25 protein-coding genes are annotated in these 22,924 nt (G+C 70.7%); 16 read left to right on the top strand and 9 right to left on the bottom strand.

Annotation, left to right across the window (positions count from 1 at the left end; translation table 11 throughout):
• The first annotated feature begins 8 nt into the window (after window positions 1–8).
• Window positions 9–1,154: an RNA polymerase sigma factor gene (locus tag HUX53_RS32420; protein WP_176407035.1), complete on the top strand. Its 1,146-nt coding sequence runs from the start codon at window positions 9–11 to the stop codon at window positions 1,152–1,154.
• Window positions 1,155–1,279: 125 nt separating this feature from the next.
• On the opposite strand, the gene HUX53_RS32415 is transcribed toward HUX53_RS32420, so the two are convergent.
• The 3 genes from HUX53_RS32415 to HUX53_RS32405 all read right to left on the bottom strand — a co-directional run bounded on the left by HUX53_RS32415 (window position 1,280) and on the right by HUX53_RS32405 (window position 3,466).
• Window positions 1,280–1,810, bottom strand: a complete 531-nt coding sequence (locus HUX53_RS32415) for a hypothetical protein (RefSeq protein ID WP_176407021.1) — start codon at window positions 1,808–1,810, stop codon at window positions 1,280–1,282.
• Window positions 1,811–1,929: 119 nt separating this feature from the next.
• Entirely contained in the window at window positions 1,930–2,919 is a 990-nt protein-coding gene (locus HUX53_RS32410; protein ID WP_176407020.1) for a helix-turn-helix domain-containing protein, read from the bottom strand.
• Window positions 2,920–3,037: 118 nt separating this feature from the next.
• Complete coding sequence (locus HUX53_RS32405) at window positions 3,038–3,466, bottom strand: ATP-binding protein (protein WP_176407019.1); 429 nt, start codon at window positions 3,464–3,466, stop codon at window positions 3,038–3,040.
• 97 nt (window positions 3,467–3,563) lie between these two features.
• On the opposite strand from HUX53_RS32405, the gene HUX53_RS32400 reads away from it, so the two are divergent.
• The 4 genes from HUX53_RS32400 to HUX53_RS32385 all read left to right on the top strand — a co-directional run bounded on the left by HUX53_RS32400 (window position 3,564) and on the right by HUX53_RS32385 (window position 5,440).
• Entirely contained in the window at window positions 3,564–4,358 is a 795-nt protein-coding gene (locus HUX53_RS32400; protein WP_176407018.1) for a helix-turn-helix transcriptional regulator, read from the top strand.
• Between the two features lie 17 nt (window positions 4,359–4,375).
• Window positions 4,376–4,564, top strand: coding sequence for a DUF397 domain-containing protein (locus tag HUX53_RS32395; protein ID WP_176407017.1), 189 nt, complete (start codon window positions 4,376–4,378; stop codon window positions 4,562–4,564).
• A 2-nt stretch (window positions 4,565–4,566) separates the two neighbouring features.
• The gene (locus HUX53_RS32390; protein ID WP_176407016.1) at window positions 4,567–4,752 is read left to right on the top strand and encodes a DUF397 domain-containing protein; all 186 of its coding nucleotides are present in this window, start codon (window positions 4,567–4,569) and stop codon (window positions 4,750–4,752) included.
• 82 nt (window positions 4,753–4,834) lie between these two features.
• Window positions 4,835–5,440 (top strand): hypothetical protein, encoded by a 606-nt coding sequence (locus HUX53_RS32385; protein ID WP_176407015.1) that lies wholly within the window; start codon window positions 4,835–4,837, stop codon window positions 5,438–5,440.
• Window positions 5,441–5,471: 31 nt separating this feature from the next.
• Here HUX53_RS32385 and HUX53_RS32380 read toward each other — a convergent pair whose 3' ends face one another.
• Entirely contained in the window at window positions 5,472–5,792 is a 321-nt protein-coding gene (locus HUX53_RS32380; RefSeq protein ID WP_176407014.1) for a hypothetical protein, read from the bottom strand.
• A 91-nt stretch (window positions 5,793–5,883) separates the two neighbouring features.
• Here HUX53_RS32380 and HUX53_RS32375 point away from each other — a divergent pair, with 91 nt between their 5' ends.
• Window positions 5,884–7,098 carry an MFS transporter gene (locus HUX53_RS32375; RefSeq protein WP_176407013.1) on the top strand — a complete coding sequence of 405 codons (1,215 nt, stop codon included), beginning with the start codon at window positions 5,884–5,886 and terminating at the stop codon, window positions 7,096–7,098.
• Here the strand turns inward: HUX53_RS32375 and HUX53_RS32370 are convergent.
• On the bottom strand, window positions 7,070–9,391 hold the full coding sequence (locus HUX53_RS32370; protein WP_176407012.1) for a LuxR C-terminal-related transcriptional regulator: 2,322 nt from the start codon (window positions 9,389–9,391) through the stop codon (window positions 7,070–7,072). The two genes, HUX53_RS32375 and HUX53_RS32370, sit on opposite strands and share 29 nt — an antisense overlap.
• 367 nt (window positions 9,392–9,758) lie before the next feature.
• On the opposite strand from HUX53_RS32370, the gene HUX53_RS32365 reads away from it, so the two are divergent.
• Window positions 9,759–10,016 (top strand): hypothetical protein, encoded by a 258-nt coding sequence (locus HUX53_RS32365; RefSeq protein WP_176407011.1) that lies wholly within the window; start codon window positions 9,759–9,761, stop codon window positions 10,014–10,016.
• Here the strand turns inward: HUX53_RS32365 and HUX53_RS32360 are convergent.
• The 3 genes from HUX53_RS32360 to HUX53_RS32350 form a co-directional block, all read right to left on the bottom strand.
• Complete coding sequence (locus HUX53_RS32360) at window positions 10,009–10,824, bottom strand: bifunctional 2-polyprenyl-6-hydroxyphenol methylase/3-demethylubiquinol 3-O-methyltransferase UbiG (protein ID WP_176407010.1); 816 nt, start codon at window positions 10,822–10,824, stop codon at window positions 10,009–10,011. The genes HUX53_RS32365 and HUX53_RS32360 overlap by 8 nt on opposite strands.
• Window positions 10,825–10,868: 44 nt before the next feature.
• Window positions 10,869–12,110, bottom strand: a complete 1,242-nt coding sequence (locus HUX53_RS32355) for an HNH endonuclease signature motif containing protein (RefSeq protein ID WP_176407009.1) — start codon at window positions 12,108–12,110, stop codon at window positions 10,869–10,871.
• 701 nt (window positions 12,111–12,811) lie between these two features.
• Complete coding sequence (locus HUX53_RS32350; protein ID WP_176407008.1) at window positions 12,812–13,402, bottom strand: uridine kinase; 591 nt, start codon at window positions 13,400–13,402, stop codon at window positions 12,812–12,814.
• A gap of 36 nt (window positions 13,403–13,438) precedes the next feature.
• On the opposite strand from HUX53_RS32350, the gene HUX53_RS32345 reads away from it, so the two are divergent.
• On the top strand, window positions 13,439–14,593 hold the full coding sequence (locus HUX53_RS32345; RefSeq protein ID WP_176407007.1) for a CaiB/BaiF CoA-transferase family protein: 1,155 nt from the start codon (window positions 13,439–13,441) through the stop codon (window positions 14,591–14,593).
• Entirely contained in the window at window positions 14,593–15,987 is a 1,395-nt protein-coding gene (locus HUX53_RS32340; RefSeq protein WP_176407006.1) for an acyl-CoA synthetase, read from the top strand. Before HUX53_RS32345 ends, HUX53_RS32340 begins: the two co-directional genes overlap by 1 nt.
• Here HUX53_RS32340 and HUX53_RS32335 read toward each other — a convergent pair.
• Window positions 15,984–16,559 carry a TetR/AcrR family transcriptional regulator gene (locus tag HUX53_RS32335; protein ID WP_176407005.1) on the bottom strand — a complete coding sequence of 192 codons (576 nt, stop codon included), beginning with the start codon at window positions 16,557–16,559 and terminating at the stop codon, window positions 15,984–15,986. The genes HUX53_RS32340 and HUX53_RS32335 overlap by 4 nt on opposite strands.
• A 75-nt stretch (window positions 16,560–16,634) precedes the next feature.
• Between HUX53_RS32335 and HUX53_RS32330 the strand changes: the two genes are divergently transcribed.
• The 7 genes from HUX53_RS32330 to HUX53_RS32300 all read left to right on the top strand — a co-directional run bounded on the left by HUX53_RS32330 (window position 16,635) and on the right by HUX53_RS32300 (window position 22,851).
• On the top strand, window positions 16,635–17,276 hold the full coding sequence (locus HUX53_RS32330; RefSeq protein ID WP_176407004.1) for an NAD(P)-dependent oxidoreductase: 642 nt from the start codon (window positions 16,635–16,637) through the stop codon (window positions 17,274–17,276).
• A 136-nt stretch (window positions 17,277–17,412) separates the two neighbouring features.
• Complete coding sequence (locus HUX53_RS32325) at window positions 17,413–18,345, top strand: ABC transporter ATP-binding protein (protein WP_176407003.1); 933 nt, start codon at window positions 17,413–17,415, stop codon at window positions 18,343–18,345.
• Window positions 18,342–19,139: an ABC transporter permease gene (locus tag HUX53_RS32320; protein WP_176407002.1), complete on the top strand. Its 798-nt coding sequence runs from the start codon at window positions 18,342–18,344 to the stop codon at window positions 19,137–19,139. Before HUX53_RS32325 ends, HUX53_RS32320 begins: the two co-directional genes overlap by 4 nt.
• Window positions 19,140–19,175: 36 nt before the next feature.
• Entirely contained in the window at window positions 19,176–20,408 is a 1,233-nt protein-coding gene (locus HUX53_RS32315; RefSeq protein WP_255205857.1) for a sensor histidine kinase, read from the top strand.
• Window positions 20,405–21,010, top strand: coding sequence for a response regulator (locus tag HUX53_RS32310; RefSeq protein ID WP_176407001.1), 606 nt, complete (start codon window positions 20,405–20,407; stop codon window positions 21,008–21,010). Before HUX53_RS32315 ends, HUX53_RS32310 begins: the two co-directional genes overlap by 4 nt.
• A 56-nt stretch (window positions 21,011–21,066) precedes the next feature.
• The gene (locus tag HUX53_RS32305) at window positions 21,067–22,230 is read left to right on the top strand and encodes a pyridoxal phosphate-dependent aminotransferase (RefSeq protein WP_176407000.1); all 1,164 of its coding nucleotides are present in this window, start codon (window positions 21,067–21,069) and stop codon (window positions 22,228–22,230) included.
• A 78-nt stretch (window positions 22,231–22,308) separates the two neighbouring features.
• Entirely contained in the window at window positions 22,309–22,851 is a 543-nt protein-coding gene (locus tag HUX53_RS32300; RefSeq protein ID WP_176406999.1) for an RNA polymerase sigma factor, read from the top strand.
• Window positions 22,852–22,924: the final 73 nt, after the last annotated feature.

Below are 22,924 nucleotides of genomic sequence, written 5' to 3'. Positions count from 1 at the left end.
CCCGTCCGATGGACGAGGCCCTGCTGCGCAGCCTCACGCCCAGCGTGCTCGGGATCCTCGTCCGCCGCGGAGCCGACTTCGCGGCGGCCGAGGACGCCGTGCAGGAAGCGCTGGTCGAAGCGGTCCGCGGCTGGCCGGACGACCCGCCGCGCGACCCGAAGGGCTGGCTGATCAGCAGGGCCTGGCGCCGGTTCCTCGACGCGACCCGGGCGGACGCAGCCCGCCGCCGGCGCGAGGACCTCGCCGACGAGGAACCGGCGCCCGGCCCCGCGCCCGCGGCGGACGACACGCTCCAGCTCTACTTCCTGTGCGCCCACCCGTCGCTGACGCCGTCGTCGGCGGTCGCGCTCACGCTGCGCGCCGTCGGCGGGCTGACCACCCGCCAGATCGCCCAGGCCTACCTGGTGCCCGAGGCGACCATGGCGCAGCGCATCAGCCGGGCCAAGCGCACCGTCTCCGGCGTCCGCTTCGACCGGCCCGGGGACGTCGCGACCGTCCTCCGCGTCCTCTACCTGGTCTTCAACGAGGGCTACTCCGGCGACGTCGACCTGGCCGCCGAGGCGATCCGGCTCACCCGGCAGCTCGCGTCCGCGATCGACCATCCCGAGGTGGCGGGGCTGCTTGCCCTCATGCTGATCCACCACGCCCGGCGCGCCGCCCGCACCGCGCCCGACGGCGGCCTGGTCCCGCTGGCCGACCAGGACCGCACCCGCTGGGACACCGCGCTGATCGCCGAGGGCATCGAGATCCTGCAGGCGGCCCTCGCCCGCGACCGGCTCGGCGAATACCAGGCCCAGGCCGCCATCGCGGCGCTCCACGCCGACGCACCCAACGCCGGGCAGACCGACTGGGTGCAGATCGTCGAGTGGTACGACGAACTCGTGGCCCTGACCGGCAGCCCGGTCGTCCGGCTCAACCGCGCGGTCGCCGTAGGCGAGGCCGACGGCCCGCGCGCCGGCCTGGCCGCACTAGCGGACCTGGACGACTCGCTGCCCCGCCGCACCGCAGTGGCCGCCTACCTCCACGAGCGCGACGGCGACCTCGCGGCGGCGGCACGGCTCTACGCCGACGCAGCCCAGAAGGCCCCGAACCTCGCCGAACGCGACCACCTGACCCGCCAAGCCGCCCGCCTCAACACCCACCGGAACCGCTGACGCCGCCGCGCTCGTCCCGCCCAGGGCATCCGCATCGCGGGCGATGGCTGGGTGGCCTTGGAAAAACATCGAGGCTGCGTCCCGCCACCGGGGGCGGCGGGACGCAGGGGAGTGGCCGGCCTCCCTCAGCAGGCCTGGACGTAGTAGACGGGCACGAAGTCGTACGGGCCGGAGCCGCCGGGAGCGATGTTCCGCAGGACGTTGTGGCCGGAGCCCTTCAGGTAGGCGTGTGCCCCGCCCGTGTTGGAGTTGTCGTAGAGCCCGGTGCCGTTCCAGCCCCGCAGCGCCCAGTCCGAGCCGCCGTTGCGGCAGTGGAAGAACGAGAACACCTTGCCGCCCTGCGCGGCCAGCGTGTTGGTGTAGATGCAGAAGTGGCCGGACGGACACGGAGTGCCGTGGGACGTGTTGATCCACGTCCAGCAGTCGCCCTTCACGTGGATGTCGCCGCAGTACCCGACGCCGACGACCCAGGCCCCGTCGTTGCCGCTGTCCCGCGCCGTCCCCGGCTGCGGCGCCGCGGACGTGACCCGCGTCCCGTCGGCCCGCACGGCGCTGCCCCCGGGATCGGCGGCGTAGGCGGTGCCGGCGCCCCCGGCGAGCAGGACCGCCATGGCGATCACCAGCCCGAGACCCTTCCGCAGTCTTCTTCGCGCCATCTGAGATACACCCTTCTGTGTGCGGCCGCGAGGTCCTCGTTCGTGGCGGGGAGCGTTCGGGCTCGCGTCCATCGGCCTTCGCTCCAGAGCGTGCAGGACGGCCACCTGACCTGTCGTTACTACGGAACGCACACGCCTTTAGCCTCCGCGCACTGCCGGCGGAACTGGCGCGGCGAGAGGCCGTAGGCGCCGCGGAACGCCTGGCTGAAATGTGCGGCACTGGAGAAACCCCACCGGGCCGCGATCGCATTGATGGGACGGTCGGCGAGCCGAGGGTCGGCGAGGTCGCGCCGACACCGCTCTAGACGCCGCTCGCGGACCCAGCCCGCGACGGTATGCCCCTCCTCCTGAAACAGCTTGTGCAGGTAGCGCAGGGAAATGTGGTGAGCCGCGGCGATCACGTCCGGGGTCAACTTCGGATCACCCAAGTTCTGCCGGATGAAGGCGAAGATCTGCACCGTCAGCGCACGCCGTCCCGTGTGGGACGGCACGGCGCTCTCGGCGTCCAATACCGCCCCGAGCGCCGCGGTCAGCACGTCGAGCGTGACGGTGGACAGCCGCGCGGCGTCCGGCGGCCCGAGTTCGTGCATATGCCGGGCCATGTGCAGCAGAAACTGCGACGCCAGCGCGCCGATGCCCCGGTCGCCACGGAGGCGGACAGCGGTCAGGCGCCGCAGGTCCCGATCCGGAAAGGGCAGCAAGCAGCGCGGGAAGCGCAGCACCAGCACCTGGCCACCCGGGATGTCGGGCGCGAATTCCGCCACATAGGGACGCGAGGTGTCGGACAGCACAAGGTCCCCGGGCCCGAACTCCGCACACCGCCCGTCCTGCGCCACCATGCCGCGCCCGTGCACGGTACAGCCCAGCTTGAAGACCCCGGGATCGGCCTGGCCGATGAGCCTGGACGTCCGCTCGATCGAGTAAGGCGTGGCGGTCATCAGCGACGCCTGCACAGGACCGAGTTCAATGACACAGACTCGCGCCTGGAATCTGCCTTCCCAATGCGGTTCGCAACGCAGATCGCAAGGAACCCAGAGCCTCGAACTCACCTCACGCCAGAAGGCGAATCTTTCTCCAGCCGGCACCCCGGCCGTGCTGATCACGTTCATGCCCCTACCACGCTCTCATCGCGGCGGGGTCGTGGACCAGCATCACCCGAGCGAACACCCGAAGGCAACCCGTCGAAAATCGACGCAGCGGACATCTACCGCATTCCGGCGTGATCCTTTATGGCACGATCCGGCACCAGACCCATTTCCCGCCGGCCGGATCCGCGGTGACACCACACTTGTCGGACAGGGCCTGCACGATGTGCAGCCCCCACCCGCCGTTGTCGTCGAACGCATCCTCGGACAGGTCGAGGTCCGCAAGGGTGATCTCGCGCATCGGCTTGGCGCGGGGAAGTTCGCAGGCGCCGTCCCAGACGGCGACGATGATCCCGTGCGCATCCCGGCTGACCTGCAGCCGGATCTCCTCCCGCGGCGTCTGCCGCGCCGCGTTCGTGACGAGCTCCGACACGATGAGAAGCGTGCTGTCGAGAATGTGGAAATAGTCCCATTTGCGGATACGCGCGTCCACAAGAGTGCGCGCAAGCCCCACCGAGGCCGCCGTACCCATAAGGGGGATGACCAAGTCCCCGCCCGCCGTCGCCGCCATCGTCCCGCCCTCGCCTCGTTCTCCGACTTCCTGCGACAAGGATCACCGGGATGTTCTAACTTTGCCTGTATCAACGAGATCCGAAAACATGGGAGCGATGGTGATCGTCAGGGACCCGCTCGACCCCAAGATCTCTATGTGGCACTTCCTCGCGTACTACCTGCGCTTCGTGCGAGAGAAAGAGGGGCTGTCACTCGCCCAGTGGGGCAAGATCATTGGCATGGCGCGATCAAGTGTTTCGAATATCGAAGCCGGACGCGCGAAGCTCCAGGTCGACTACGCCAGGCGGCTCGACGTCAAGTTCGAGACCGGCGGACTGTTCGAGCTGCTGCTCTGGTACGCCCGGATGGCACACGACCCGAACTGGTTCAAGCAGTACAGCCAGCACGAGCGGCAGGCGGCCGAAATCAAGTTCTTCCACGGTCAGATCATTCCGCTGCTCCTCCAGACCGACGACTACACCGCGTCCTACGGACGTCTGAGCACGGCGAAGGACCGCGAAGCAGTCCTAGCCGGACGGATCGCACGAAAGCGGGCCGTTTTGGAACGGGACGATCCGCCGTACATCTGGGCGCTCCTGGATGAGGCCGTCCTGGCGCGCCGGGTCGGTGGAGCGAAGGTCATGAGGCCGCAGCTTGAGCACCTCCTCGAAATGGCTGATCAGTGGAACGTGATCCTGCGGATCGTCCCCTTCTCGGCGGGGGAGCACCACGGTTCGGAAGGGTTTTTCCAGCTCGTTGGCCTACACGACCGAGACATCGCCTACGCGGGTGCCCACGGCGGCGGGCGCTTGATCGAGATGCCCGACGAGATCAAGGACTTTGTTGATAGTTTCGACCGTATCGGCGCAAAGGCGGATTCCCAGGACGCCTCGCGAGAGCTGATCAAGTGATACTTGGAGATGTACAGATGACCATCCAGTGGCGCAAGAGTTCTTACAGCGGCTCCGCAAACGACGACGTGTGCGTTGAACTGGGACGTCTTGCGCCGGGTGGCGGGGTCGGGGTGCGTGACTCCAAGGACCCGGGCGGAGGGCATCTGACTCTGAGCGTTGCTCAGTTCGCCAGCCTGGTCGAGCGGGTCAAGCGGGAGAGGTAGTCATGCCTGTCCAGTGGCGCAAGAGTTCTTACAGTGGCACGGCAAATGACGACGTGTGCGTTGAACTGGGGCGACTTGAGCAGGGTGGCGGGGTCGGGGTGCGTGACTTCAAGGACCCGGGTCGGGGGTACCTCGCCTTGACCGTGTCCGGGTTCGCGGTGTTGCTCGGTCGGCTCAAACAGCGGTAGCCATGGACGTGGCTGCGCGGGGACTCTCGGGACGGTCGCGGTTGCTCCTTCGGTCCTCCATGACGGCGGAGTAGGTGATCTTGTGCCGGAGGAGCTCGCGCGCCGCCTCGGCCAAGGCAGTGGTCCGGTAGTCGAACGTTGCGCCTGCGCCTGGAACGACGTCCTGCTGCCGGTACTCCCGACTGTCTTGTTCGTGGCGAGTGTGGGCGGCACGATCGGCTTGCAGCCTGACGTGCTGCTGGTCTGGGCGATGTTCGCGCTCTTTGTGGCCTACCTCTACGCGCGATGGCGTGACCAGCTCATCGTGGAAGCCCACTTGGCCGGAACCGTGCTGACCGTCCAGCGCCGGGGGAGGGTGTCGAGCTGTGACCTCGCAGCAGTCGGCAGGGTCCGGCTCGGCTCCAACATCACCGCCCGCGGAGACAAGGGTTTCTACGCGTTGTCGGTGCGGGACGCCCAGACCGGGAAACGAGTCCGGTATGTGCTGAGGACGGATGACTGCCGGCCCCTGAGTGGCGCGGACCTATGCCTGTTGGCCGGAGCCCTCGAAGCGACTCCGCCGTCCGCGCGGTCTCACTCTGCAGCTCACAACACTGCGGCGCGACTCCGGCGCATCGCGCGAGACGGCTACGAGAAGTCGTCCTCGGAGATAGTGGACTGGAGCCACCGCATACGCAACGGCGACTGACAGGCGTCCCGGCGTAATGGTCCGAGACGGCTTAGCAGCGAGACTGCGACCACTCTCGGATGCCTGCCTTCAGGGCGTAGGCCACGGACGAGGCGGTGCTGTAGGTGCGGGCGGGATACCGGCCGAAGATCGTCGTTCGCTGAGTGTGCTGTCCCTCGTCACCGGCATACCCGATGGCGCGGCCGGTCTTGGGCCGTGACCGGTAGTGGTCGGTGGGCGTGCTCAGTCGTTCCAGGGCCGGACGTGTGACGGCGTCCGGCAGGCGGGTGGCGCGCCGTTCGATGAGGTCGAAGGAGCCGGGCGTGACGTCCGGGAAGGTGCGATCGCGTTTGCTGGGCGGCCTCGGCGACACGGCTGGATCGTGAGTGATGAGGGAGAAGAAGACCCTGTAGGGGCGGCGGGCCGCGGCCGCGCACGGCAGTCTGTGGGGGCACCGGGACTTCATGCTGCTGTGGGCTGGGCAGTCCGTCAGCGAGATCGGGTCCATGGTCAGCCTTGTGGCGATACCGATCGCGGCGGTCACGGTGCTGGACGCGTCGCCTTTGGAGATGGGCGTCCTGTACGCGGTCGGGCGGATTCCCTTTCTGGTCGTCACGCTGCCCGCGGGTGCGGTCATCGAACGGGTGGCCAAGCGGCCGGTGATGCTCTGGTGCAGCGTCGGGCGGGCGTTGGTCACCGTGTCCATTCCGGGCGCGGCGCTGCTGGGCTCGCTCTCCATCGCCCAGTTGTATGCCGCCGCGGCGCTGAACGGCCTGCTGATGGTGTTCTTCGAGGTGGCCTACCACGGCTATGTGCCCGTCCTGCTGGAACGCGATCAGCTGCTCGCGGGCAACAGCAGGATCGGGGCGAGCCAGGCCGCTGCGCAGGCCGTCGGGCCGAGCGCGGGCTCGGGGTTGACCGGGCTCGTGGGGGCGGCGCAGGCGGTCGCCGCCGATGCGGTCTCGTTCGCCGTGTCGGCGGTGTGCCTGGCGCTGATCGGCATGCCGGAGCCGAAGACCGCGCCGGCCGGTCCCCGGATGCGTGCGGAGATCGCGGAGGGGATGCGGTTCGTCCTCCGCCATCCCGTCCTGCGGAAGACGACGGCGTGCTCGGCCACGGCGAACCTCTTCGTCTCCATCGCCGTCCCCCTCGAAATGATCTTTCTGCTGCGGGTGCTGGACGTGTCCGCTTCGCGGGCGGGGCTGCTGATCTCCCTGGGCGGTCTCGGCGGTGTGGTGGGCGGGGCGGTCGCGGTGCTGCTGGGGCGGTGGCTGGGCACGGCGCGCGTCATCTGGCTCGTCCCGCTGGTCGCCGGCGCGGCCGGATTCCTCGTCCCGGCCGCGCAGCCGGGGCCGGCGGCCGTGCTCGCCGCCGTGGGGTGGTTCGGGTCGATGTTCGCGATCGTCGTCTACAGCGTGACGCAGCGCAGCTATCGCCAGTCGATCTGCCCACCGGAACTGCTGACCCGGATGAACGCGTCCATCCGCTGGCTGATCTGGGGCGCGCTGCCCCTCGGCGGCCTCGTCGGCGGCGTGCTGGGAAACGCGATCGGCATCCGGCAGACCCTGTGGATATCGGTCGCCGGGCTGTGGGCGGCATTCCTGTGGGTCTTCTTCTCCCCGCTGCGCGGCGTCCGTGACGTCTCGGCGCTCACGGAGGCGGGACGTCCTGGGCGGTGATCCAGGCGGCGATCTGGGCGCGGGACGAGTACCCGAGCTTGGTGAGGATGTGCTCGATGTGCGAGTCGGCGGTCCGTTTGGCGATCGTGAGCCGCTCGGCGATGTCGCGGTTGGACAGGCCTTCGGCGACCAGGGCCGCGACCTGCAGTTCGCGTTCGGTCAGCGGATGAGCGTCGCCGGCCGGTTCGCTCGCGGACGCGTCGAGAGCGGCCACGCCGAGCGCGTCATCGATCGCGTGCGCCGGCGGCAGCCGCTGGCCCTCTTCGAAGGCCGCGCGGTAGCGCTCCTGTCCGAGGGCGTTCACCGCCTGGTCGATGTGGATGTCGCGGAGGACGGTGTGGTGCGGGCCGAACCAGGCGGTCTGGGTCGTTTCGCGCATCCGGTCGGACGCCCCGAGGAGCATCGCCGCGCGCACGAACTCGCCACGGCTGCACAGGCACCCGGCGACGCCCTCCAACCCCAGCGTCAGGCCCAGCCCGTCGTCGAGGTCGCGCTTGATCCGGAGCGCCTCGCGGAGCCGCAGCATCGACTCGTCGAGGTCGCCGGCGAGCCACAGCGCGAGCCCGCACACGAGCATGCCGTAGGAGCGGGCCCACAGTTCGCCGCGCTCCTCACCGGTCCGGACGGCCTGACCCGCGTGCGCAATGGCCGCGGGCAGATCGTTCTTGAACAGGTGCGCCAGCCCCCGGAAAACCTCGGTGAGCAGGATGAACAGGTCGTCATAACCCGTCTCGCCGTACAGTTCCCCGGCCGTGCCGAGGAGTTGCAGCGACCGATCGAAGTCACCGGCGAACAGGGCCGCGACGCCCTGACCGGCCAGGGCGGCCGCGACACCGTCCTGGTCGTCCTCCGCCCGTGCCTGTGCCAGCGCCCGCTCCAGCAGTTCACCCGAAACGTCCAGATTGTTCTGGAGTGTCATCGTCAGCGCGGCGATCGTGAGGAAGTCCGACCAGCCCGGCCCGGTCGTGTCGCGGCTCTCCAGCAGCCTGTCCATCCAGTGCCGGCTCTCGCCGAGAATGCCGTTCAGCGCCCAGAAACGGCCGAGGGCGCCCATCGCCTCCCGGATCGTCTCCTCGTCCGCCACCGGCAGCACCCGCCCGAGCAGCGCCCGGATGTTGGCGCGCTCGCACCCGAACCAGTCGAGCCAGCGGACCTGCGCCGCGGTGGACAGCTCCAGCCGGGCGCGGCGCAGCAGCCCGGCGTACCAGTCGAAGCAGCGCTCCGGAAGCCGGATCTCCTCGCCCGCGCCGAGCGCGGCAAGGCGCTCCGCACCGTATTCGCGCAGCGTGTCGAGCATCCGGTAGCGGACGCGGCCACCACGATCGGCGCGCTGGACGATCGACTTCTCCAGCAGGCCCGTGAGCACCTCGACGATCTGCTCGGCGGCCAGTCCGCCGCCGGAGCAGACCTGCTCGGCGGCGTCCAGGTCGAAGTCGGTGGCGAACACCGACAGCCGCGCCCACAGCAGCCGCTCGTCGGCCGAGCACAGCTCATGGCTCCAGTCGACCGTCGCGCGCAGCGTCTGATGGCGCTGCAGGCCGGTGCGCCTGCCGCGAACCTGGAACAGGCGGGTGCCGAGGCGGCCCAGCATCTGGTCGAGCGAGAACGTCCGCAACTGGACGGCGGCGAGCTCGATCGCCAGCGGAATCCCGTCGAGACGGTCGCACAGCCGGATGACGACGTCGCGGTCGTCGCCGGTGAGCGTCCACCCCTGGACGGTCGCGGCGGCGCGCTCGGCGAACAACCTGACCGAGTCGCACTCCTCACCGTCCGGACGACCGGACCCCGGCCGGTCCAGCGGTGCGACCGGGAAGGTGTACTCGCCCACCACGTCGAGCGGCTGGCGGCTGGTCGCCAGGACGCGCAGCCCCGGGGCGGCCCGCAGCAGCGCCTCGGCCAGCATCGCGCACCCGTCGACCAGGTGCTCGCAGGTGTCGAGGACGAGCAGCAGCCGCAGATCGGCGAGATGATCGGCCAGGCACGCGGTGGCGGACTCGCCGCCCCGGTCGGCCACCCCGACCGCGTCGCAGATGGTCTGCGCCAGCAGCGACGGCTCCGTCAGCCCCGACAAGCCGACGAACACCACCCCGTCGTCGAAGGCGTCCCGCGCCAGGTCGGCGATGCGCACCGCGAGCCTGGACTTGCCGACCCCGCCCGGCCCGGTCAGCGTGACCAGCCGGTGGCCGTCGACGAGGCGCCGGACCTGCTCCAACTCCGCCTTCCTGCCGATGAAGCTGGTGAGCTCCGCGGGCAGTCTTCCCGTCTGCCGTTCCAGTGCCGCGGTCAGCGACAAGGCCGCCTCCAGTCAGCTACGCCGTGAGTCCGGCTACCAGGGGGACTCTTGGAGTGTAGTCAACGGGACACGGACGGCTACGGTATTCGTCAACGGCTCGTAAATCGGTACCCGCATCGGTTCATCTACCGATGCGCACGCGACGACGGCAACGCCACGATGAGTCCCGGCCGGACGGGGCGGGCCGTCCCAAGACGGGGGGATAGGGCCGTCTTGGTGCGAGACGGGCGAAACGCTCGGACTCGCGATTCCGCGGCGTGCCCCGTACAGGCTGCTCCCGGCGCCCCGGAAGGGCGCGCCAGCCCGGCGGCCGGAGATCAGAGGGGGGATCTCCGGCCGCTGGAGCGAGGGGACAGGAGGGCCGTGCGTGACCGTTGATCTCTACAGCTGGGACGTACAAAGCGGCGAGACGCATGCCGGCGCGTGCGGGGTCAGTGGCGACCGAGGCCGCGCACTGGAGGCCCTGGCAGAGGCGCTCAGGGACGAACCACCCGGCGCGCGAGGCTCAGTGTGGCTCGTCCACCTCAAACTGGGGCGGAACCCGGAGTACGACTACGAGGGTCTTCTCGCCACAGGCGTCCACGGCCCGCAGACCGGCGCGGTCACCGTCGATGCCCCTACCTGACGTGCGGCTTGGTGGCGCGGAGGGAGTACATCAGTGGAACGCGTGGGCGACCTTCGGGGAGGCGGTAAGTGGTGCCCTGCCGTTCGAGGACGGAGAAACGCTGCCAGAGCGTGTAGTCGTGCTCGTGCAGAAAGTCGATACGCAGGCCCGACGCGGCCAGGGCCGTGACCACCTCACCCAGCCCGTGGACGAACTCGATCGATCGGGTGTGCTGGACAGATGCCTGCGGGTCGGCGTAACTGCCCGCGTCCGGCTCGTCCCAGACCTGTGGTCCTTCGGCGAAGTAGTCGTAGGCGACAGTTCGGCCTTCACCGTCATCAAGGGTGTCGGCGAAGGGGTGGAACTCCGCAAGATAGAGGAACCCGCCCGGACGCAGCAGTGACACGACGACCTCGGCCCAGCGGTCGATGTCGGGGAGCCAGCACAGGGCACCAAGACCCGTGTAGACGATGTCGTAAGTCTCGCCGAGAACCGTTGTCGCGTCGTACACGTCGGCCGCGACGAAGCGGGCAGGCAGCCCTATTTCGTCCGCCACCGCACGGGCGGCCTCAACGGCCTTCTCAGAAAAGTCGAGCCCGGTCACCTGAGCACCTCGCCGGGCCCAGGACAGGGTGTCGAGACCGAAATGGCACTGCAGATGGACGAGCCGCCGCCCGGTGACGTCCCCGACCTCGGCCAACTCGAAGTCCCGCAGGGCCTGACCGCCGGCCTTGAACCCGGCGACGTCATAGAAGTCGCTGGCAACGTGGATCGAGACTCGTTCGTCCCAAAGCGCCTTGTTAACCGTGACGTAGTCGGCACCAGTCATGGCTGCGAGCGTAAACCGCATGCGGCCGCCCGCGCCCCCGATTATCAGGCGGCGCGCAGCCGGGGTGGTGGACGTTCGGTGCGTGGCGGCCCGGCTCCGGGCGGGTGCAGCCGGTAGGAGTAGCGGCCGCCTTCGTCCCTCGTAATGCGGAGCCGCTCCGGATTGGCGTGTTTGAAACGGTTGTGCCATCCGCAACACAGGGAGAGTTTGTCGATGTCGGTGGGGCTGCGGCCGAGAGCCCAGCCGCCTACATGGTCGACTTCGCACAACGTCCCGGGGACCTCGCAGCTCTGCACCGCACACGTCGAGTAGAGGGTCTCCAAGACTTGGCGCTGCGGCCCAGTGGCGAACCGGACCCGGTGGCCGAAGTACAGGGGCGTATGGCCGCGTCCCAGCAGGAGAGGTGAGACGCCTGCGTTGAGAGCGATGCGGCGGGCTTGTTCGGCGGGGATCGGGGTGCCGTCGGTGAGTTGCGCGGGGGCCTGGCCACCGGTGAGGGTGTCGAGGTCACAGATGACGGTGACCTTGGTGGCGCGGTGACCGCCTGACAGCACGGAGCCGAGTGCGGCGGCGGTGCGTTCGGACAGGTCGCGGTGGTCGTCAGCGCCTGCGGGCTTGGCCAGCGGGCCGAGTGTGCCGTCCCAGATGGCGGCGTCTTCGGCGTTCAGCCAGCCCTTGATGTAGCGGCCGCCGTCCAGTGAACGCGTCGAGTCGATCCAGGACCGCTCATATCCTCGCCGCGAGTCAGCGTCGGGGCATTCGGTGCCGTTACGCTCGGCGATCACGTCACGAATCCGCTTGCCGAAGGAGGCGACCTTCCCCGCGGAGAAGTCCTGGTCGACCATCTCAAGCAGGATCTGTTCCGCCGCCTGGCAGTCGGTGTCGTCGAGCCGGGTGACAGCGTCGGCGATGGTGGAGGCGTAGCCGAGGGAAAGGTCGCCGGCGGTCCAGCGGGTGGTGACCTGGGTCAGGCGGTGCCGTTGGCGCGCCATGTTCAGGCGTTCTTTGGCGCGGGATTCGCGCATGCCCAGCCGGGACCGCAACCATGACCTGGTGGAGGGAAATCCCCACCGCTGCGCTTCCTTGTGGCGGTCGACCACATCAATGAGGCCGGTCAAGGCCGCTTCGTTCATGTCGGTCGCGGCGCCGAGGGTTTCGGCGAGTTCCATGGAGGCCGCCGCCGATTCGGGCGCGGCACGCCGGGCGAGCTCGGCAGCGATCGCAGAAGCGGCGTTCACCAATTCCATGGTGGACGCCCCATCAAGATCGACTGCAACCGAACTCATACCTCAATTCTACTCGACCGAGCCCCAATTAACCCCAGCACCAAAGATTCAGACCATGATTCTTTCGGCCTCCGACAATCCAGCCCACCCAATATCGCGAAGCCCCCTTTTAGGGCATTTCGCCAATGCCTGTTGATCGTCCTCTCAGGAGTGCTCCCATTGACCCCTCTTGGACGGGTGGGGGCGGCGCGTCGGGCAGAGGGCAGGCGGAGCCTGCCCGACGAAAGCTGCACTCAGGGGCCGCAGAGGCTCCAAAGTCAAGGGTGGCCGAAGGCCATCGCGAAGCGACGCGAAGCGCCCTTGACTTTGGAGGGGCGGCCCCGTACGCAGCGCCGCCCCCACCACAATTCCTCGAACATCGAACCCGACCGGAAGTCGAATGTCGAACACTGAACGCTGGCTCCCGAACCCTGGACATCAACGCCGAGCCCGAACATCAACGCCGAGCCCGAACGTCAATGCCGAGCCCGAACGTCAACGCCGAACGTAAACGCTGAACGCCGAACGTAAACGCTGAACGCCGAACGTAAACGCTGAACGCCGAACGTCAATGCCGAACGCCGAACGCCGGGCGCCCGGACGCCGGACGCCGGACGCCGGACGTCGAACACCCCGGCCATGAACGCCGAATACAAAACACCAGGTATCCGTTAGCCCGGCAGCGGCAGGACGATACCCGCAAATGGGCCATGATGATCGGCTCAGCGGGTCGTGAAGCGGTACTGGGTGAAGGCGCTGCCGTCTACGTGGAGGTCGCAGCGGGATTGGGTGCCGTCCTTGGCGAAGAGGGACGATTCAAGGTCGGCCCAGTGTTCCCAGGCGTCCGCGTATTGCAGCCCGTCACGGTCCAGGGCTCGGGCGCGGCGCAACTCGAACGGGGCGTCCAGCCAGATTCGGTAGGCGGCCGGTGAGCCGGCCCAGGCGGAACCGACGCCCTCGACGATGAGGACGGGCGGAGGCGGGATCTCCTCTGCGGGGCCGTAGGTGTCGTGCCGCCAGTCGTAGCGGCGCAGGACGGCCGGCCGCCCGGCGCAGAGCGGGTCAAGGACCGTCGCCCGAAGAGGTCGCCACCAGGTCAGAGGGTCGGCGTCCCACGGCACATGGAAGTCGTCCGAGCGGATGACCGGCGCCCCCACCAGAACGGCCGCCAAATGGTCGGCGAACGTCGACTTTCCCGCGCTGCTCGGGCCGTCCACCGCGACCAGGCGCGCCGGCCCGCACGACGGCGGCAGCGTGAGCAGGCGCGCGGCGAGCGCGGGGTAGGTCATGGTGGAATCCGGCACGGACGGCATACTTCCAGGTGCCGTACCCCCGAAGGAGGACCGTCCTTGCCCGGACCACTCGAAGACGTCGTGATCGTCGACCTCAGCCGCGTGGTCGCGGGACCGCAGGCCACGATGACGCTCGCCGACCTCGGCGCCAGGGTGATCAAGGTCGAGCAGCCCGGCGGGGACGAGACCCGCGGCTGGGGGCCGCCGTTCGCCGGCGACGACCAGGTCAGCACCTACTACCTGTCGATCAACCGGAACAAGGAGTCGATCACCCTCGACCTGAAGTCGGACGAGGGCAAGCACACCCTCGACCGCCTCGTCCGGCACGCCGACGTGCTCGTGGAGAACTTCCGGCCGGGCGTCCTCGACCGGCTCGGGTTCCCGGTGGAGCGGCTGCACGAACTGAACCCGGCGCTGATCGTGCTGTCCATCACGGGGTTCGGGCACGACGGGCCGGAGGGCGGACGCCCCGGCTACGACGCCATCGTCCAGGGCGAGGCGGGGATCATGAGCGTGACCGGCCCGCCCGGCACGCCGAGCAAGGTCGGGCTGTCCATAGCCGACATCCTCGCGGCGCACAACGGCGTCGCCGGGGTCCTGGCCGCGCTGTACGAGCGGAGCCGCACCGGCCGCGGGACGGTCGTCCGCACCTCGCTGCTCGCGTCGGTCGTCGGCGCCCACATGTTCCAGGGGACGCGCTGGACCGTCGCCCGCGACGTCCCGGAATCGGTCGGCAACGATCACCCGTCGATCGCACCGTACGGAACGTTCCGCTGCAAGGACGGCCAGATCCAGATCGGCGTCGCCAACCAGAACCTCTGGCGCCGGTTCGCGCCGCTCGTCGGCCTCGACCCCGACGACCCGCGCTACGCGACGATCCCCGACCGTGCCGCACGGCGTCCAGCATTGACCGCCGACATCGAGCGCGTCCTCGCCGAGGACACCCGCGACAACTGGCTCGCACGGCTGGACGAGGCCGGAATCCCCGCCGGGTCGATCCGGTCGATCGACGAGGTCTACGAGTGGGAGCAGACGCGCTCGCAGGGCCTCGTCATCGAGGTCGACCATCCGCAGCTCGGCCCGATCGAGCTCCCGGGACCCCCGCTCCGCTTCGACGGCGCGCCGCCCCGCGAGCACACCGCGCCCCCGCTGCTCGGCGAGCACAACGACGCGATAAGGGCCTGGCTGGACGAGAAGGAGAGGGACGAGTGATGGACCTGCTCGGCGAGAGCGGCGGCCCGGTGCGGATCGCCGGCCGCGAACTGCCACGCGACGAGCTGCTCGGCTGGGCGTCCGCCGTCGCCGCCGAGATCGCGGGCGCGGAGGCCGTGGCCGTGCACGCGACAGCGTCCCTGGAAACGGTCGCGGCGGTCGTCGGCGGCGTCCTCGCGGGCGTCCCGGTGGTGCCGCTGCCGCCCGACTCCGGCCCGGCCGAGCGCGCCCACATCCTCGGCGACTCGGGCGCGAACCTGCTGTTCGCCGTCGGCGGCACGAAGACCGCCGAGGGCGAGCCGCCCCTCATCCCGATCGACGCGCTGCCGCACAACGGCAGCGGCGGAACGAACCCAGCCGACGACGCGACCGCGCTGATCCTCTACACGAGCGGCACGACGGGCGCACCGAAGGGCGTGCTCATCTCGCGCAGCGCCATCGCCGCCGGGCTGGACGCACTCGCCGAAGCCTGGGCTTGGACGCCCGACGACGTCCTCGTCCACGGACTGCCCCTCTTCCATGTGCACGGCCTCGTGCTCGGCGTGCTCGGAGCCCTCCGAACCGGGTCGCCGCTCGTCCACACCGGACGCCCCAAGCCCGAGCTATATGCGCAGGCCGCGCAGAACGACGGCGGGAGCCTTTTCTTCGGCGTCCCCACGGTCTGGTCACGGACGGCGGCGGATCCAAACACCGCGCAAGCCCTCCGCAGCGCGAGGCTGCTCGTCTCCGGCAGCGCACCGCTCCCGGTGCCCGTCTTCGAGAGCCTCTCCGAACTCACCGGACATCGCCCCGTCGAGCGCTACGGCATGACCGAGACCCTCATCACGCTCAGCGCCCGCGCCGACGGCGACAGACGCCCCGGCTACGTCGGCACACCGCTGCCCGGCGTCGAGACAAGACTGAGAGCCGAGGACGGCACGCCCGTCCCGCACGACGGGGAGACGCCAGGCGAACTGCACGTCCGCGCCCCGCTCCTGTTCAAGGGGTACCTCAACCGCCCCGAGGCGACCGCCGAGTCGTTCGCCCGGGACGGCTGGTTCCGCACCGGTGACATCGCCACCATCGGACCGGACGGCTGGCACCGCATCGTCGGCCGCGCGTCCACCGACCTGATCAAGAGCGGCGGCTACCGGATCGGCGCCGGCGAGATCGAGAACGCGCTGCTCGCCCACCCGGCCGTAAGCGAGGCCGCCGTGATCGGCACGCCGCACGACGACCTCGGCGAGCAGGTCACCGCCTACGTCGTCGTAGACGGCGTAGCCGAAACCCAGCTAATCGACTTCGTCGCCGAGCGCCTGTCGGTGCACAAGCGCCCCCGCGTCGTCCACCTGGTTGATGCTCTCCCACGTAACGCCATGGGCAAGGTCGTCAAGACTCGGCTGGACGAACTCTAAGTCAGCAGCTCGGCCAGGACGGGACGAACCAACTCGCGCGCGAACGACTCCGGAAGGTCTGGGCCGTCCTCGCCTTCCGCGAAGTACAGCAAGAACCCCTGCTGGAAGCAGGCGCCCATCAGCAGTGCCGCCACCGCGGCCGTGTCCGCGGAGGCGGCGACGCGGCCGAGGGCGCGTTCGGCGTCCAGGTAGCGGGCCAGCGCGCGCACCGGTTCCTGCGGGCCCGCGCCGTACTTGCGCAGCGACTCCCGGGTCGCGTTCATCAGCCGGGGCTGGGCGGCCATCGACGCCATCATCGGGAACGCCAGCCGGTAGAAGCGCAGCCCGCCGTGGACGACCGCGACGAGGTTGGCCTCCACCGTCTCCTCGCCCGGGACGCCCATCGAGGTGAACGGCGGCATCCGCTCCTTCAGCACGCTCAGCATCAGCTCCTCCTTGTCGCGGAAGTGCTTGTAGAGCAGCGCCTCGGAGTACCCGGCCGCCTTCGCGATCTCCTTGGTGGTGGCGCGGGCGACGCCGTGCCGCCGCATGATGTCCGCCGCGGCGTCCAGGATCCGTTCCCGCGCGCTCAATGAGGCCCCCTTGACGGGTGAGTGAACACTAACCCATGCTAGGGGTTAGTGTTCACTCACCCCAGGGGGATTCGCATGAGGCTCACCATCTTCGGGGCGACCGGCGGGACCGGCGTCCGCACCGTCCGGCGGGCGCTGGACGCCGGGCACGACGTGACCGCCGTCGTCCGCGACCCGGCCGGCCTCCCGTCCGACCTGCGCGCCTGCGCCGACGTCGTGCGGGCCGACGTCATGGACCCGGCCGCGATCGAGGAGGCGGTCAAGGGGCGCGACGCCGTCCTGTCCGCCCTCGGCACCCGCGAGGGCCGCGCGCCGACGAGCGTCTGCGCGGACGGGACGCGCAGCATCACCACCGCCATGACCGCGGCCGGCGCCGACCGGTTCATCCTGGTCAGCGCGTCCGGCCTGCATGCGGGGCCGGGCGACGACCCGTTCACCCGGTTCGTCGTCAAGCCGCTGATCCTGCAGCCGCTCCTCAAGCACGCGTTCACCGACATGCGCGCCGCCGAGGCCCTGACCCGCGCCTCCGGCCTGCGCTGGACGATCGTCCGCCCGCCGCGGCTCACGAACGGCCCCGGCAACGGCCGCTACCGCAAGGCGGCCGACCGCAACGTCCTCGGCGGCATGTCCATGGCTCGCAACGACCTTGCGACCGCTCTCCTCGACCTCGCGGGCGACTCGTCCAGCATCCACCAGGTGATCAGCGTCGCCGGCTGACGGGGTCGGGCCACGGCGTCAAGCGGTGCCTGTCCTGCCGGGATGACATCTGTCATGCCGATCGCCTGACAGGTGCCGCCGGAACCGGTGACACGCGCTTCTACCGGCGGGCGCGCGTGATCATCAGGCTGGAGGCATGGAAAACCCAGCCATCCGCGTCGACGGCCTCCGCCAGCGGTACGGGGACTTCGAGGCCGTCGCCGGCATCTCGTTCGACGTCGCGGCGGGGGAGCTGTTCGCGCTCCTCGGCACCAACGGCGCCGGCAAGACCACCACCCTCGAAACGCTGGAGGGGCACCGGGCCGTCCACGGGGGCACGGTCCGGGTCCTCGGCCACGACCCGCACCGGGAACGCCGGAAGGTCCGTCCCCGGATGGGCATCATGCTGCAGGACGGCGGCTTCTTCGCCGACCTCACCGTCGCCGAGACCGTCGACCACTGGCGCGGCTTCACCCCGGCGGCGCGCGGCCGCGACGAGGCGGTCGGCATCGCCGGGCTGGCCGACCGGGCCGGGGTGCGGGTGCGGCAGCTGTCGGGCGGGCAGAAGCGCCGCCTCGACCTCGCGCTCGCGCTGCTCGGCCGCCCCGAGGTCCTGTTCCTGGACGAGCCGACGAGCGGCATGGACCCGGAGGCCAGGCACGCCACCTGGAAGACCGTCCGGGACGTGGTGGCGGGCGGCACGACCGTCCTGCTGACCACCCACTACCTGGAGGAGGCCGAGCACCTCGCCGACCGCCTCGCGATCCTGCACCGCGGCCGGATCGAGACGTCCGGGACGGTCGGCGAGGTCGTCGCCGGGCACGGCGACCGCATCAGCTTCCAGGTGCCCGGGAACCTCCAGGTCACCGAGCTGCCCGAGCTGCGCGGCACCCGCGCCGACATCTCCGTGGACGGCGGCCGGGCCGTCGCGTCCTACACCGTCAACGGCGCCGGGCTCCAGGCCGGCCTGTACGAGCTGCTGCGCTGGGCCGACGAGGAACGGGTCCGGCTGGACGGCCTGCAAGCGCGCAGCGCGTCCCTCGAAGACGTCTTCCTCCGCACCGCCGCCGCCGAAGGAGCGACCCGATGAACCTCTCCGCCGTGCTGCGCGTGGCCCGCCTCGACCTCACCCTCCTCTGGCGCAACCGGACCGCCCTGTTCACCGTCGTCGGCCTGCCGGTCCTGTTCGCGGCCATGATCGTCCCGATGAAGGGGCAGGACCTCGGGGGCGTGGACGGCGCCCTCCTGCAGGGCACCGGCCACCTCGGCTTCTTCATCGTCTTCGCCGTGTTCATGCACCTCACCAGCGTCTTCACCGCCCGCCGCGAGGACCGCACGCTCAAGCGCATGCGCGGCACCGCGCTGTCGGACGCGCAGATCATCGGCGGCAGCGTGCTGACCGCGGCCGCGATGTACGCCGTCCAGGCGCTGGCGCTGCTGGTCCTGCTCGGCGCTGCGCTGGGCGGCCGGTTCCCCGCCGACCCGGTGCTGGTCCTCGCCGGGCTGGCCGGCGGCGTCGCCGTCTTCGCGGTGCTCGCGTTCGCCGTCTCCGGCCTCACCCCGAGCGCGGAGCTGGCGCAGCTCACCGTGCTGCCCGTCATGTTCGGCTGCATGATCGGCAGCGGGGCGATGTTCCCGCTGGAGGAACTGCCCGGCTGGCTCCAGCAGGCGTGCCGGTTCGTCCCGCTCACCCCCGTCGTGGAGATCGTCCGGACCGGGTACTTCGGGCAGGACTTCGTCCACCACGGCGCCCCGCACCCGTCCACCGGCATCGCCGCGGGCTGGCTCGCCTGCGTGCGCCCGTTCCTCCACCTCGCCCTTTGGGGCGTCGTCGGCCGCGTCCTCGCCGCCCGCTGGTTCCGCTGGGAGCCCCGGCACGCCTGAACCCGGCATTACAGTGCGACGAGAGGAGGAACGGACATGACGGTCGCCACCACGGCGGATCTCGAAGAACAGGACACCCGCAGGCTGGAGCGGTACCGGCGGGTCACCTACCGCTCGTTCATGTTCGCCGCCGTGGGCTTCGTCGCGCCGGTCTTCGCCGGGCTGGGCGCCGCCTACTCCGACGGCGGGATCGGCGTCCCCGTCGTCGTCGCGGTGATCGCCGGGCTCGCCGTCCTCACCTGGTACTACGCGCGGCTCGTCCGGACGGGCCTGGAGGGCGGCGCGTCCCGCCGCGACATGGTGGCCAGCGGCGCCGTCACCGCCGCGCTCAGCCTCATGCTGCTGGTCAGCCCCTGGTTCACCGTCGTGCCGGTCTTCTGGCTGTCGGCCGTGGTGCTGTCGCCGCTCGGCCGCGGACGCCTCGTCGCCCTGTGCACGGGCACCGGCGCGTACTGCGCCGCCGTCGCCACGGTCGGCGCGGACCGCCTCGACACGAGCGGGACCCTGCCCTGGTACGCGGCCTTCCCGCTGATGTTCGCCGTCTTCTCCGCGGTCTGCGGGATCGTCGCGTTCGTCAACATCTACCAGCGCCGCATGTGGGAGATGCACCGGGAGACCCACGCCGCCCGCGACGCCCTCGCCCGGCTCGCCGTCACCGAGGAGCGGCTCCGCTTCTCCCGCGACCTGCACGACCTGCTCGGCCACAGCCTGTCGCTGATCGCCGTGAAGAGCGAGCTGGCGATCCGGATGGCGGGCACCGACCCCGAGCGCGCCGGCGCCGAGATGGCCGACGTCCAGCGGGCCGCCCGCGAGGCGCTCCGCGAGGTCCGCGCCGCCGTCAGCGGGTACCGCGCCGTGGAGCTGGACGCCGAGCTCGCCGGGGTCCGGGCGGTGCTGGAGGCCGCCGGGGTCCGCTGCGAGGCCGGCGAGGTGCCGGGGACGCTGCCGCCGGAGGTCCGCACGGTGCTCGCCTGGGTGATCCGGGAGGGCGCCACCAACGTGATCAAGCACAGCGAGGCGCGGCGCTGCGCGATCGCGGTCACCGTCTACGGTGGCTCCGTGGTGCTGGAGATGCGCAACGACGGGGTCCGCGGCGGCGGTGACGCCGGCGGCTCGGGCCTCACCGGGCTCACCGAACGGGTCGCCGTCCTCGGCGGGGAGGTCACCGCCGGACGCCACGGCCGCGACGGCTTCCTGCTGCGCGCCGCCGTCCCGCTCCCCGGCGCGGTGGAGGACGCCGCACCCGAGCCCGCCGGGAGCAGCGCGTGATCCGCGTCCTGCTCGCCGACGACGAGCACCTGATCCGCGGCGCCGTCGCCGCGCTCCTCGGCCTTGAGGCCGACCTGGAGGTCGTCGCCGAGGTCGGCCGGGGCGACGAGGTCGCCGCCGCGGTCGCCGGGCACGACCCGGACGTGGCCGTCCTCGACATCGAGATGCCGGGCCTGGACGGTCTCGCGGCCGCCGAGGAGCTGCGCGCCGCCGGCGCCCGCTGCGCGGTGTGCATGCTGACCAGCTTCGGCCGCCCCGGCTACCTGCGCCGCGCCATGGCCGCGGGCGTCCGCGGCTTCGTCGCCAAGGACGCCCCGACCCAGGAGCTCGCCGCCGCCATCCGCAAGATCCACGGCGGCGGCCGCTACCTGGACGGCGAACTCGCCGCCGGCGCGATGGCCGCCGGCGACAATCCGCTCACCGAACGCGAACGCGAGATCCTGCGCCTCATCGGCACCGGCACGGGGACCGCCCGCATCGCCGCCCACCTCCACCTGTCCGAGGGCACCGTCCGCAACTACCTGTCCACCGCCATGGCGAAACTGGACGAACCCACCCGCATCGCCGCCGCCCGCGCCGCGAAGGACATGGGCTGGATCTGACCGCACTCCGCGACCGGCCCGCGCACGCGGGGATGGTGGGCGTTTAGTCTTGTGGCGTGAGCGAGCCACTGGTCGGACGCATGCAGGGATTCGGCGAAACGATCTTCGCGGAGATGTCGGCCCTCGCCGTTCGGACCGGCTCGATCAATCTGGGCCAAGGCTTTCCAGACGAGCCGGGCCCCGCGGGTGTGCTGGATGCGGCGGTGGACGCGATTCGGTCTGGAGCGAATCAGTATCCGCCCGGCCCCGGGCTGCCGGAACTGCGCGAGGCGGTGGCGGTGCAGCGGCTGGGGCGGTACGGGCTGGAGTACGACCCCGCGACCGAGGTGTACGTGACGGTCGGCGCCACCGAAGGCATCGCGGCGTCCGTGCTCGCGCTGGCGGGGCCGGGCGACGAGGTCATCGTCTTCGAGCCGTACTACGACTCCTACGCGGCCGTGATCGCGCTCGCCGGGGCCGTGCGCAGGCCCGTCATGCTGCGGCCGGTGGAAGGGCGGTTCACGTTCGACCCCGACGAGTTGCGTGCCGCCGTGTCGCCCCGCACGCGCGCGATCCTGGTCAACTCGCCGCACAATCCGGCGGGCACCGTCTTCACGCGGGACGAGCTGGAGACCATCGCGGACGTCTGCCGAGAGCACGACCTGGTCGCCATCACCGACGAGGTGTACGAGTACCTCACCTTCGACGACACCGAGCACATCCCCCTCGCCACACTCGACGGGATGCGGGAGCGGACGGTGTCGGTGTCGTCCGCCGGCAAGTCGTTCTCCGTCACCGGCTGGAAGACCGGCTGGGTGACCGCGCCCGCGCCGTACGTCCGGGCCGTCCAGACCGTGAAGCAGTTCCTCACCTACGCGGTCAGCGCCCCCTACCAGCGGGCCGCCGCGTACGCGCTGCGCAACGAGATCCCGTGGGTGGCGGAGCTGCGCAAGTCGCTCCAGGCCAAGCGCGACCGCCTCATCACCGGGCTGGAGGCCGCCGGGTTCACCACGTACCGGCCGCAGGGGACGTACTTCGTGCAGGCCGACATCCGGCCGCTCGGGTTCACCGACGGCATGGAGCTGGCCCGCGCCCTGCCGGAGAAGGCGGGCGTCGTCGCCATCCCGACGCAGGTGTTCTATGACCACACCGAGGCCGGCGCCCACTTCGTCCGGTTCGCGTTCTGCAAGAAGGACGAGGTCATCGACGAGGCCGTCGAGCGGCTCGCCCGCCTCCGCTGAGAAACCCCGGCCGCACCTGTAAACGGCACCGCCCGCGCGGGATTACGTCACGAACACCGACCCCGACGGGAGGTACTCGTGGATGATCCCGAATCACGGTTCACCCGCCTGTACGACGAGAACCACCGGCGCGTGCTGGCGTACGCGCTCACCCATGCCGAACCGCACACGGCCGAGGACATCGCCGGCGAGACGTTCCTGATCGCCTGGCGGCGGCTGGACGACGTCGGCGACCCGGCGCTGCCGTGGCTGCTCGGCGTCGCCCGCAACCTGCTGCACAAGCAGCGCGACCGGCGCCGCCGCGGCCACGTCCTCGCCGCGCGGATCCGGGCGCTGACGACGCCCGCCGACCTCGCGGCCTGGGACGTCGCCGAGCACGTGATCGAACGCGAGGCCGCACTGGCGGCGATCGCCGCGCTGCCCGAGCGCGACCTGGAAGTCCTCGCGCTCGTCAACTGGCACGGCCTTGAACCCCGGCAGGCGGCGAAGGTCATGGGCTGCTCGGTGCCCGCGCTCGCCGTCCGGCTGCACCGGGCGCGCAAGCGCCTCGCCCGCGCCCTCGACGCCGCCCCGGGCCGCCGCGCCCCCGCCGCCAAGGTCGCCGAGGAGGCGGCCCGATGACCACTGGAGACACCATGCCCGACACGATCTTCCGCGCGCTCAGGCCGGGCGCGCTCGACGAACTGGCCGAGGA

The sequence above is a fragment of the Actinomadura sp. BRA 177 genome, from assembly GCF_013372625.1.
Classification (GTDB): Bacteria; Actinomycetota; Actinomycetes; order Streptosporangiales; family Streptosporangiaceae; genus Spirillospora.
Note: the sequence above shows the minus strand (reverse complement) of the source record. Positions and strands in the feature narration are given on the sequence as shown.

What these genes read in the sequence shown, in the direction of transcription:
- HUX53_RS32360 (WP_176407010.1), bottom strand. Translation starts at nt 10,824, where the DNA reads ATGACTGGTGCCGACTACGTCACGGTTAACAAGGCGCTTTGGGACGAA.
- HUX53_RS32410 (WP_176407020.1), bottom strand. Translation starts at nt 2,919, where the DNA reads ATGAACGTGATCAGCACGGCCGGGGTGCCGGCTGGAGAAAGATTCGCC.
- HUX53_RS32415 (WP_176407021.1), bottom strand. Translation starts at nt 1,810, where the DNA reads ATGGCGCGAAGAAGACTGCGGAAGGGTCTCGGGCTGGTGATCGCCATG.
- HUX53_RS32315 (WP_255205857.1), top strand. Translation starts at nt 19,176, where the DNA reads ATGACGGTCGCCACCACGGCGGATCTCGAAGAACAGGACACCCGCAGG.
- HUX53_RS32405 (WP_176407019.1), bottom strand. Translation starts at nt 3,466, where the DNA reads ATGGCGGCGACGGCGGGCGGGGACTTGGTCATCCCCCTTATGGGTACG.
- HUX53_RS32395 (WP_176407017.1), top strand. Translation starts at nt 4,376, where the DNA reads ATGACCATCCAGTGGCGCAAGAGTTCTTACAGCGGCTCCGCAAACGAC.
- HUX53_RS32320 (WP_176407002.1), top strand. Translation starts at nt 18,342, where the DNA reads ATGAACCTCTCCGCCGTGCTGCGCGTGGCCCGCCTCGACCTCACCCTC.
- HUX53_RS32400 (WP_176407018.1), top strand. Translation starts at nt 3,564, where the DNA reads ATGGTGATCGTCAGGGACCCGCTCGACCCCAAGATCTCTATGTGGCAC.
- HUX53_RS32340 (WP_176407006.1), top strand. Translation starts at nt 14,593, where the DNA reads ATGGACCTGCTCGGCGAGAGCGGCGGCCCGGTGCGGATCGCCGGCCGC.
- HUX53_RS32375 (WP_176407013.1), top strand. Translation starts at nt 5,884, where the DNA reads ATGCTGCTGTGGGCTGGGCAGTCCGTCAGCGAGATCGGGTCCATGGTC.
- HUX53_RS32390 (WP_176407016.1), top strand. Translation starts at nt 4,567, where the DNA reads ATGCCTGTCCAGTGGCGCAAGAGTTCTTACAGTGGCACGGCAAATGAC.
- HUX53_RS32355 (WP_176407009.1), bottom strand. Translation starts at nt 12,110, where the DNA reads ATGAGTTCGGTTGCAGTCGATCTTGATGGGGCGTCCACCATGGAATTG.
- HUX53_RS32325 (WP_176407003.1), top strand. Translation starts at nt 17,413, where the DNA reads ATGGAAAACCCAGCCATCCGCGTCGACGGCCTCCGCCAGCGGTACGGG.
- HUX53_RS32420 (WP_176407035.1), top strand. Translation starts at nt 9, where the DNA reads ATGGACGAGGCCCTGCTGCGCAGCCTCACGCCCAGCGTGCTCGGGATC.
- HUX53_RS32330 (WP_176407004.1), top strand. Translation starts at nt 16,635, where the DNA reads ATGAGGCTCACCATCTTCGGGGCGACCGGCGGGACCGGCGTCCGCACC.
- HUX53_RS32350 (WP_176407008.1), bottom strand. Translation starts at nt 13,402, where the DNA reads ATGCCGTCCGTGCCGGATTCCACCATGACCTACCCCGCGCTCGCCGCG.